This window comes from Mangrovibacter phragmitis (assembly GCF_001655675.1).
Classification (GTDB): Bacteria; Pseudomonadota; Gammaproteobacteria; order Enterobacterales; family Enterobacteriaceae; genus Mangrovibacter; species Mangrovibacter phragmitis.
The window spans coordinates 133352-143507 of sequence record NZ_LYRP01000043.1; the positions used below are offsets into that span (position 1 = coordinate 133352).

Annotated in this window: 9 protein-coding genes; 8 read left to right on the plus strand and 1 reads right to left on the minus strand. The window is 51.4% G+C overall.

Annotation, left to right across the window (positions count from 1 at the left end; all coding sequences use genetic code 11):
* The first annotated feature begins 165 nt into the window (after nt 1–165).
* The 7 genes from A9B99_RS18255 (at nt 166) to A9B99_RS18285 (ending at nt 8491) form a co-directional block, all read left to right on the plus strand.
* Nucleotides 166–2421: a DNA internalization-related competence protein ComEC/Rec2 gene (locus tag A9B99_RS18255; RefSeq protein WP_064600278.1), complete on the plus strand. Its 2256-nt coding sequence runs from the start codon at nt 166–168 to the stop codon at nt 2419–2421.
* A gap of 38 nt (nt 2422–2459) precedes the next feature.
* A complete protein-coding gene (msbA, locus tag A9B99_RS18260) occupies nt 2460–4208 on the plus strand; it encodes a lipid A ABC transporter ATP-binding protein/permease MsbA (protein WP_064599984.1) in 1749 nt (582 codons plus the stop codon).
* The gene (gene lpxK, locus A9B99_RS18265; protein ID WP_064599986.1) at nt 4205–5185 is read left to right on the plus strand and encodes a tetraacyldisaccharide 4'-kinase; all 981 of its coding nucleotides are present in this window, start codon (nt 4205–4207) and stop codon (nt 5183–5185) included. Before msbA ends, lpxK begins: the two co-directional genes overlap by 4 nt.
* A gap of 34 nt (nt 5186–5219) precedes the next feature.
* Entirely contained in the window at nt 5220–6443 is a 1224-nt protein-coding gene (locus A9B99_RS18270; protein WP_064599989.1) for a winged helix-turn-helix domain-containing protein, read from the plus strand.
* Nucleotides 6444–6502: 59 nt separating this feature from the next.
* Nucleotides 6503–6685 (plus strand): Trm112 family protein, encoded by a 183-nt coding sequence (locus tag A9B99_RS18275; RefSeq protein ID WP_036107787.1) that lies wholly within the window; start codon nt 6503–6505, stop codon nt 6683–6685.
* Nucleotides 6682–7431: a 3-deoxy-manno-octulosonate cytidylyltransferase gene (kdsB, locus tag A9B99_RS18280; RefSeq protein ID WP_064599991.1), complete on the plus strand. Its 750-nt coding sequence runs from the start codon at nt 6682–6684 to the stop codon at nt 7429–7431. Before A9B99_RS18275 ends, kdsB begins: the two co-directional genes overlap by 4 nt.
* A gap of 166 nt (nt 7432–7597) precedes the next feature.
* Nucleotides 7598–8491, plus strand: coding sequence for a YcbJ family phosphotransferase (locus A9B99_RS18285; RefSeq protein WP_064600280.1), 894 nt, complete (start codon nt 7598–7600; stop codon nt 8489–8491).
* Here A9B99_RS18285 and elyC read toward each other — a convergent pair.
* A complete protein-coding gene (elyC, locus tag A9B99_RS18290; RefSeq protein ID WP_064599993.1) occupies nt 8471–9244 on the minus strand; it encodes an envelope biogenesis factor ElyC in 774 nt (257 codons plus the stop codon). The genes A9B99_RS18285 and elyC overlap by 21 nt on opposite strands.
* Nucleotides 9245–9375: 131 nt before the next feature.
* On the opposite strand from elyC, the gene cmoM reads away from it, so the two are divergent.
* Nucleotides 9376–10155, plus strand: a complete 780-nt coding sequence (gene cmoM, locus A9B99_RS18295) for a tRNA uridine 5-oxyacetic acid(34) methyltransferase CmoM (RefSeq protein WP_064599994.1) — start codon at nt 9376–9378, stop codon at nt 10153–10155.
* Nucleotide 10156 lies beyond the last annotated feature (1 nt).

Below are 10156 nucleotides of genomic sequence, written 5' to 3' on the forward strand. Positions count from 1 at the left end.
TGGCGTTGCGCCAGAGTTCTGCATGCTCATTTTTCAGCGAACCTCGCACAAAATATTCTCTGCTACTGCAACTGCGAGTTATTCAGGAAAGCATCCCCAGAAAATTGCGACTGGCACTGGGTTTTTCGGCCAGCAGCGGCAAACTGGCAGCACAAGGAGAACATTGTGCTGCAACTACCCAAACTCAGTTTCTGGATCCTGGCAGGAATAAGCCCACTACTTTGGTTACCTGTCATCCCGCCATTTTGGTTTGCTCTCGTACTGACTTGCGCCGGTGGGTGGGGGCTTTGCCGCGCTCGTCATGTGGTTTGGCGTTATTGCGCCTGCGGTGCCCTGGCATTGAGTTGGGCGCTGTTTCATGCGCAATCTGCGTTAACTACCATGGTCGAAATGAGTGGGAAGCGGGAGAGCATGGTGGTTCGAATTGTCAGCACTCAGGGAGAACGTCATTACGGTAAAATAGTGCAGTGGGGAGGCAAAAAAAGGCTGTTTTCTCCAGGTGTCATTCTGTATGGCATTTTACCTGAGTCACACCCTTGCTCCGGGCAACTTTGGCAAGTCAGTAGCACGTTAAGGGCAGTGCATGGGCAATATAATGCTGGCGGCTATTCCCGGCAGCGGTCGGCAATGGCAAGTGGATTTGTGTTGTCAGGCCGAATGGCGGATGTTCAGGTTATCAAAGCCTCTTGTTCACTTCGCGCAGCGTTTATCCACCGGGTAGAACAACAAACTGCACATTTAGCATGGGATGCCGTCATTCACGCACTGGCTTTTGGCGAGCGAGAAAACATGCAGACAGGCGTCAGGCAAATATTGCGGGAGACGGGAACCGCACATCTGATGGCGATATCGGGGTTACATATTGCCCAGGCGGGTGGTGCTGGCTGGCTATTGGCGCGGCTAATTCAATTCTTCCTGCCGGCCCACTGGATTCGCCCGTCTTTTCCCATTATTGCCAGTATTGCTTGCGCCGCAGGGTATACCTGGTTGAGTGGCGGCAACCCACCCGCCATACGCAGCCTTATTGCTCTGAGCTCATGGGGCATTCTTCGTTTATACCAGCGCCAGTGGGGGGCGTGGGATGTTCTGGCGGTGTGTCTTGCCTGTGTACTGTTATTCGACCCGCTCACATTGCTTTCCGACAGTTTCTGGTTATCAGCCTTTGCCGTCAGTGCACTCATTTTTTGGTGCCAGTGGTTACCGTTCACTGGGGTAAAAAAATACCGAACAGCGCACTTTTGTGCTGCTTTGCTTCACCTGCAATGTGGTGCATGCCTGCTGTTGTTACCACTGCAGGTTCCTCTATTCCACGGGATATCACTCATTTCGCTGCCTGCTAACCTTATTGCCGTGCCTGTGGTGACATTTCTGATTGTCCCGCTGATTTTTCTCGGGGTTCTGGCAAATAGTGTGATGGTGCCTGGTTTGATATGGCAATGGGTGGATTCACTGCTGGCCGCACTGTTTTGGTTACTGGCTGGGCTACCAAAGGGCTGGTTACCCGTGGACTGGCGGATGGGCGCTATGGCCTTTCTGCCCTGGTGTCTGCTGGTCATTATGAGATTTCACTGGCTGCGAACCTCCTCGTTTACCTGTGCGGCATTGGTGGTAGTGCTATGCTCGCCCTGGTGGGGGCGTAAGAATCACAGTGGCTGGCAAGTGCATATGCTGGATATTGGCCACGGGCTGGCAATGGTTATTGAGCGTAACGGCTCCGCTTTTTTGTATGATACAGGTAACCGGTGGGAAGGGGGAAATGTCGGGCAGCAGGTTATTTTGCCCTGGCTTGCCTGGCATAACCTGGTGCCGGAGGGTGTCATTATCAGCCATGAGCATACGGACCATAACGGTGGGCTGGCGGCAATTGAGGCGCAATGGCCGGGGATAACTCAGTGGCGTAATAGCCCACAGCCTGGAGCTTATCACTGTTATCAGGGCAAAAAATGGTACTGGCAGGGGTTGTCATTTGACGTTGTCTGGCCCCCATTACAATTTGAAGGAAGCGAGAATAACCGCTCGTGTGTTGTCAGTGTGAGTGATGGTATTCACCGGGTGTTGTTAACTGGAGACCTTGAGCTGCCAGCTGAATTATTGTTGACCATGCACCCTGCATCTATGAAAGCCGATATCGTGCAGGTGCCACATCATGGCAGTAAAAGCTCTTCCGGGATACGTTTTGTCGGGCGTGCTGAAGGTTCAGTGGCACTGACATCAGTAGCACGTTATAACCCATGGAATATGCCATCGCCCGCAGTTGTTGAACGTTACCAACAGAATGGCTACCAGTGGTATGACACGGCTTTGCATGGGCAGGTTAGCGTCAGTTTCTCACCGACAGGCTGGCGAGTTTCTGCACATCGGGCCCGTTTTTTCACCCCCTGGTATCAACGCTGGTTTGGCGTGAGGCCAGATAACAGGTAGAATATGCGGCTATTTCAACAAGTGCTGGTTAATATTGAATGCATATCGATAAAGATCTCTCCACCTTACAGACCTTCCGGCGGCTTTGGCCGATTATTGCTCCGTTCAAATTAGGTCTGATTGTGGCGGGTGTTGCGTTGGTGACCAACGCGGCCAGCGATACTTTCATGTTATCGCTACTGAAACCACTGCTGGATGATGGTTTTGGTAAGACCGACCGTTCCGTGTTGATGTGGATGCCGTTGGTGGTCATAGGTCTGATGCTGCTGCGTGGCATCAGCAGCTATGTGTCAAGTTATTGTATTTCATGGGTTTCCGGTAAAGTGGTGATGAACATGCGCCGTCGCCTGTTCAACCATATGATGGGGATGCCCGTTTCCTTTTTTGATAAACAGTCTACAGGCACATTGTTGTCGCGCATTACTTATGATTCGGAGCAGGTAGCCTCTTCTTCATCCGGCGCGCTTATTACAGTAGTTCGTGAAGGGGCCTCCATTATTGGCCTGTTTATCATGATGTTTTACTACAGCTGGCAGTTATCCCTGATCCTCATTGTGTTGGCCCCTATTGTCTCTGTGGCTATTCGTGTCGTTTCTAAGCGCTTTCGCAATATCAGTAAAAGTATGCAGAACACCATGGGGCAGGTGACAACCAGCGCAGAGCAGATGCTCAAAGGGCATAAAGAAGTGTTGATCTTTGGTGGGCAGCAGATTGAACGCGAACGGTTTGATAAAGTCAGTAACCGTATGCGTCAGCAAGGCATGAAAATGGTTTCGGCCTCGTCCATTTCAGACCCACTGATTCAGCTTATCGCTTCGCTTGCCCTGGCATTCGTTCTGTACGCGGCAAGTTTCCCCAGTGTTATGGAAAACCTGACTGCCGGGACAATCACTGTCGTGTTCTCTTCAATGATTGCGCTTATGCGCCCGTTGAAATCTCTGACAAACGTGAACTCACAGTTTCAGCGTGGGATGGCTGCCTGCCAGACACTGTTCTCCATTCTGGACAGCGAGCAGGAAAAAGATGACGGCACTAAAGTGATTGAACGCTCAACAGGTGATATTGAATTCCGCAATGTGACCTTCACTTATCCTGGCCGGGATGTGCCCGCCTTGCGTGATATCAGCCTGACTATTCCATCTGGAAAAACGGTTGCACTGGTGGGCCGTTCTGGCTCTGGTAAGTCCACCATCGCCAGTTTGATAACACGTTTTTATGATATTGATGAAGGGCAAATCATTATCGACGGGCACGACATCCGCGAATATACACTGGCATCATTGCGAGACCAGGTTGCACTGGTTTCGCAGAATGTACACTTATTCAACGATACCATCGCCAATAATATTGCTTATGCCCGTGCCGGGCAGTATACCCGTGAAGATATTGAACAGGCCGCGAAAATGGCTTATGCGATGGATTTCATCAGCAAGATGGACAACGGGCTGGATACGGTGATTGGTGAAAATGGCGTCCTGCTTTCTGGTGGCCAGCGCCAGCGTATTGCTATTGCCCGTGCGCTGCTGCGTAACAGCCCAATACTGATTCTGGATGAAGCCACCTCTGCACTGGACACTGAGTCTGAGCGGGCTATCCAGTCCGCGCTGGATGAACTCCAGAAGAACCGTACCTCGCTGGTGATAGCACATCGCCTGTCTACTATTGAACAGGCAGATGAAATTATTGTGGTAGAAGACGGGCGTATTGTAGAACGTGGTGCACACCGGGCTCTGATTGAAAAAGCAGGGGTGTATGCACAACTTCACCGGATGCAGTTCGGCGCATGATCTCCCGTATCTGGTCTGGTGAATCGCCACTCTGGCTATTGCTGTTGCCATTATCCTGGCTGTATGGGCTGGTGAGCTTTTGTATCCGGCTCAGTTACCGTATTGGCCTTCGCAAAGTCTGGAAAGCCCCGGTTCCCGTTGTGGTTGTGGGCAACCTGACTGCCGGGGGAAATGGTAAAACCCCCGTAGTGATATGGCTGGTGGAGCAATTGCAGCAAAACGGCATTTGTGTTGGTGTGGTGTCACGGGGGTATGGTGGTAAATCTGCCCATTATCCGTTGCTTGTCGGCCCGGATACTGCAACATCACAGGCGGGCGATGAACCGGTTCTGATTTACCAGCGTACCGGAGCACCGGTTGCAGTCGCGCCACAGCGCAGTGAGGCAGTTAAATCTTTATTGGCCCGAAATCCGGCAGTTCAGGTTGTTGTGACCGATGACGGGCTGCAACATTATTCGCTGGGGCGCGATAAAGAGATTGTGGTTATCGACGGTGTGCGCCGTTTTGGCAATGGCTGGTGGTTGCCAGCAGGCCCGATGCGCGAACGCGCTTCCCGCCTCAAAACTGTGGATGCAGTTATTGTTAATGGTGGCCAGCCAAAGCCCGGGGAAATAGCCATGCAACTTGTTCCGGGTTTAGCCGTTAACCTGGTTACAAGAGAAGAAACGCCAGTAGTCACGCTGAAAGATTTAGTGGCAATGGCCGGTATTGGTCACCCACCTCGCTTTTTTACCACACTTGAACAGCAGGGGGCGGAACTGGTAAAACGTGTTTCACTCCCGGATCACCAGGCGCTTAACAGCGCACAGGTCGAAAGTCTGCAGGGTAGCCACCAGCATCTGGTAATGACTGAAAAAGATGCCGTGAAATGCCGTCAGTTTGCCCGGGACACTTGGTGGTACTTGCCGGTTGATGCACAAATGCATGGCGCTGGTGCTGACAAACTTCTGCAGGAGATAATTCGGCTGGCATCCTGAAAATGTCGCCATCTTCTGATTACTAAGGAGCGACATGTCTCAGGTCTATCTTTCCCGTAAGGCAGCCCGCCATTTGCACCTTGCCGCTCAGGGGCTGCTGAAAAAACCGCGTAAGCGCGCAGTTCCTGCTGATATTCTCAAAACCATTCGCCAAATGGCCTTGCTCCAGATAGACACGATTAATATCGTTGCCCGCAGTCCATGGATTGTGTTGTTCAGCCGGTTGGGGAGTTTTCCATTCCCCTGGCTGGAAGAATCACTGTCACGCGGCGAGTTGATTGAATACTGGGCACATGAAGCCTGTTTCCTGCCGAAAGAAGACTTTGCACTGGTCCGCCACCGAATGCTTAACCCACATAAAATGGGCTGGAAATATTCTGCTGAGTGGATGGCTACCCATGAGCAGGAAATAGCTGAGTTGCTGGGGTGGATGGCTGAAAATGGGCCTGTACGGGCAGCTGATTTTGCTCACCCCAGACCGGGGCAAAGCGGGTGGTGGGAGTGGAAACCTCATAAGCGGCACCTGGAAGGGTTATTCACTGCCGGTAAGGTGATGGTGTCGTCCCGGCATAACTTCCAGCGGGTATACGACCTGACACACAGAATCATGCCCGGGTGGGATGACGCGCAACAGAGCTTAACCCAAAGTGAAGCCGAAAGTGTGATGCTGTCACGCAGCGCCCGGTGTCTCGGTATTTTTAAACCGGCCTGGCTTGCCGATTACTACCGGCTTAAAAATATTCAGGCAAATACAGTAATAGCCCGCTGGCTGGATGAGCAGGCAGTTACGCAAGTTGAAGTGGAAGACCTCGGAACAATGTGGCTTGATAACAGCTTGCTGCCCCTGTTGCCCCTGGCTGAGCAGGGTACTCTTAATGCCACCCACTCAACGGTATTATCCCCATTTGACCCGGTTGTATGGGACCGGCGTCGGGCCTCACAGTTATTCCAGTTTGAGTACCGGCTTGAGTGCTATACGCCCGAACCAAAAAGGCAGTACGGTTATTTTGTACTGCCTGTTTTACACCGGGGGCAGATTGTTGGGCGCATGGATGCCAAAATGCACCGCAAAATAAGTGTGCTGGAAGTGATGACGCTGTGGCTGGAAGAAGGGGTTCGCAGCAGCCAGCATCTGGAGCAGGGAATCTGGCAGGCATTGGTCGATTTTGCCCGCTGGCAGGGAGCGACACAGATAACTCTCGGCCAGGTTCCATCCGCGCTTGCCTGCCTGAAAACGCGGAACATGCAAACCAACTAACCTTCAAAGCCAATTATGGTATGCTGAACGTAATTTTTCGGATCCATGACGGAGGAAATATGGATCACCGTTTACTTGAAATCATTGCCTGCCCGGTTTGCCAGGGTAAACTCTATTTTAATCAGGAAAAGCATACGCTTATTTGTAAAGTGGATGGACTGGTTTTCCCAATTGATGAAGGTATTCCTGTCTTGCTCGAAACAGCCGCGCATCCGTTAGAAAATGATGAGGCTGGCGTATGAGTTTTATCGTCATTATCCCTGCGCGTTATGCTTCCAGCCGTTTGCCAGGCAAACCGCTGGTTGATATCGCGGGCAAACCCATGGTTGTTAGGGTGCTGGAGCAGGCGCGGTTATCGGGAGCTGAACGGGTTATCGTTGCCACTGACCATGCAGATGTTGCCGCAGCAGTGCAGGCGGCAGGTGGTGAAGTTTGTATGACCCGGGTTGATCACCATTCCGGAACTGAACGTCTGGCTGAAGTCATCGAAAAATGCGCATTTGCTGATGATACCGTTATTGTCAACGTGCAGGGTGATGAACCGCTGATCCCACCGGTGATTATCCGCCAGGTTGCGGATAACCTGGTTGCCAGTGGTGTCGGTATGGCGACACTGGCTGTGCCCGTCGATTCAGCAGAAGAAGCCTTTAATCCCAATGCGGTTAAAGTGGTGATGGATGCCAAAGGGCATGCACTCTATTTCTCTCGTGCTACGATTCCCTGGGATCGTGACCGCTTTGCTCAGTCTAAAGAAAGCATCGGCGACAGCTTTTTACGCCATATCGGTATTTATGCCTACCGTGCAGGGTTTGTTCGCCGCTATGTAGCCTGGGAACCATCACAACTGGAAAATATCGAAATGCTCGAGCAACTACGGGTGCTGTGGTATGGCGAGAAAATTCATGTTGCGGTTGCTAAAGAAGTACCGGGAACGGGGGTTGATACACCCAAAGATTTAGAACATGTGCGGGCTGTATTCCGCCAGTGATTATTTCGTGGCGGTATTTGCCGCCACGCCACAATATAAATTCCTTATGCAATACAATCCTTTCAAATTTTCCCTTCTTTTCTGCGCGTAAATTGATCTGGAAAAGTGACATCCCTGTTTGCGGCGCTCATTATTACTACAGTGGTTTTTCAATGGGCAGGTCAATATGCAGCAATTACGTGCAGAATTAAGCCATCTGTTAGGTGAACGGTTAAGTCGCATTGAATGTATCAGTGAAAAGCCAGATACCGCTCTGTGGTCACTTTACGACAGCTCTGGTAATGCCTTGCCGTTGCTGGCGAAAAGTTACAGCTCGCCGGGGATGGCTGCGCAGATGGCAAGTAAAATCTCTTTGTTAGCTCGTACAGGAACGGTTCGTATGCCTGTGGTTTACGGCATCATTTCTCACGAAGAACAACCCGGCCCGGATGTTCTCCTGATGGAGCGATTAAGGGGGATGCCGGTTGAAGCACCTACCCGCACACCAGAACGCTGGGCGCAGTTAAAAGACCAGATTGTTGAAGGGCTGCTGGCATGGCACCGGCAGGACAGCCGCGGCTGTGTGGGCACGGTCGATAATACCCAGGAAAATCACTGGCCTTCCTGGTACCGCCAGCGTATTGAAGTACTATGGAGCACACTGAATCAGTTCACCAATACTGGCCTGAGCATGCAGGACAAAGCCATTCTGCTGCGCACAAAAGAAAATTTACCAGAGTTGTTTGCGGGCTTCACTGATAACTGTGTGTTGGTACATGGCAATTTCACGTTGCGCAGTATGTTGAAAGATTCAAGAACGGATCAGTTACTGGCTGTGCTTAATCCCGGCATCATGCTGTGGGCGCCGCGTGAATTTGAGTTATTCCGCCTCAACGAGTCCGGTCTTTCGGAAAGTTTATTCTGGCACTACCAGCAAAGGGCTCCGGTGGACGAGGCATTCCTGTGGCGTCGCTGGTTGTATGTGCTGTGGGATGAAGTCAGCCAGTTACTCAGCACTGGCCGTATGAACCGGGTGGCTTTTGATAAAGCCCGTAAAGAACTATTGCCCTGGGTGACCTGAAAACGTAAGCCATTGCCAGATGCGGCCCAAACTTTCATAGGCGGCACGGTCGCTGTGCATCAGCCATAATGGCGATGGAATGATTTTCTCCCACGGGTTCAGGTCGGCGCTGATAGCCATTTGATTCGCTGGGGCGGGTTCTGGCGCCAGCCCTTGCTGGTGAAAGAAAATCATAGCTCGTGGCAGGTGAGATGCTGAGCTTATCAAAATAAAAGGCTGTTGGCCGATAGCCTTCTTCACTGCCGCCGCTTCCTCTTGAGTATCTTTCGGTTGGTCCAGCGTCATAATGTGGCTGTGTGGCACACCAAGACTTTCAGCGACACGGGCACCAGCTTCTGCCGTGCTTACTGGATTTCCCTGAGCTGGTGCTCCGGTAAATATCAGTGTTGCCTGCGGGTTTTTTAACCACAACCTGACACCTTCAGTCACCCTCGGCAGGCTGTTATTAATCAGATTGGAACTGGGTGCCCACTTCGGGTCCCAGGTATAACCCCCACCGAGCACCACAATGTAGTTGACGTTCACCGGGCCTTGCCATGTCGGCCAGGTGGTTTCCAGAGGGCGCAATAACCGGTCTGCCACCGGCTGCAGGCTCAGTAACAATAATCCAGCCCAGCCTATAGTCATAATAACCTTTCCTGCTTTTTGCCAGCGGGTGAACCACAGCAAGATAAGCGCCGCAGCCATTATGCAAAGAAAAAGTGGCAAGGGTAACAACATGCCGCCAATGAATTTTTTAAGGGTAAAAAGCATTATTCTGCATCCTTTTTGACCATATAGCCGTTGATCAGGAATGATCTTACACCAGAGAGCTTCAATATCCTTGCGGCTGTGACAAAATAAGGGTTTTGCCATTTGCCCGTTTAGCGGGAGGAAATGAGTTCGTGTCAGATCGTAATTTCGATGACATCGCGGAGAAATTCTCACGCAATATCTACGGTACCAGTAAGGGTCGATTGCGGCAGGCGATTCTTTGGCAGGATCTGGACTACATTCTGCAAGGATTTGGCACGCGTAAATTGCGCATACTGGACGCGGGCGGTGGATTAGGGCAAACAGCCTGTAAACTGGCAGCAATGGGCCATGAGGTACTGTTGTGTGACCTTTCCGGTGAAATGATTAGCCGGGCTCAGGCACTTGCTCACGAGCAAGGTGTGAGCGGTAACATGCATTTTGTACAATCCGCAGTGCAACAGGTGCGCGAACATTTGGATTCCCCGGTTGATCTGATATTGTTTCATGCTGTTCTTGAATGGATAGATGAACCCCAGCAGGTCCTGGCGAAACTGTGGGAATGCCTTGCTCCTGGCGGGGTGCTTTCGCTGATGTTTTATAACGCTAATGGTTTACTGATGCATAACATGGTCGCCGGTAATTTTGCTTATGTGGCGGCGGGTATGCCAAAACGTAAAAAGCGCACGCTTTCGCCAGATCACCCATTAAAGCCAGAGGACGTTTACCTTTGGCTGGAGCAAATTGGCTGGAACATTACCCGTAAAACCGGTGTGCGGGTATTTCATGATTACTTGCGGGAAAAACATCAGCAGCAAGACTGCTTTGAAGAACTGCTGGAGCTGGAAACTCGCTTTTGTCGTCAGGAGCCCTGGGTGAGCCTTGGGCGGTATATTCATGTGACGGCACAAAAGCCAGAAAGCCAAGGATAAA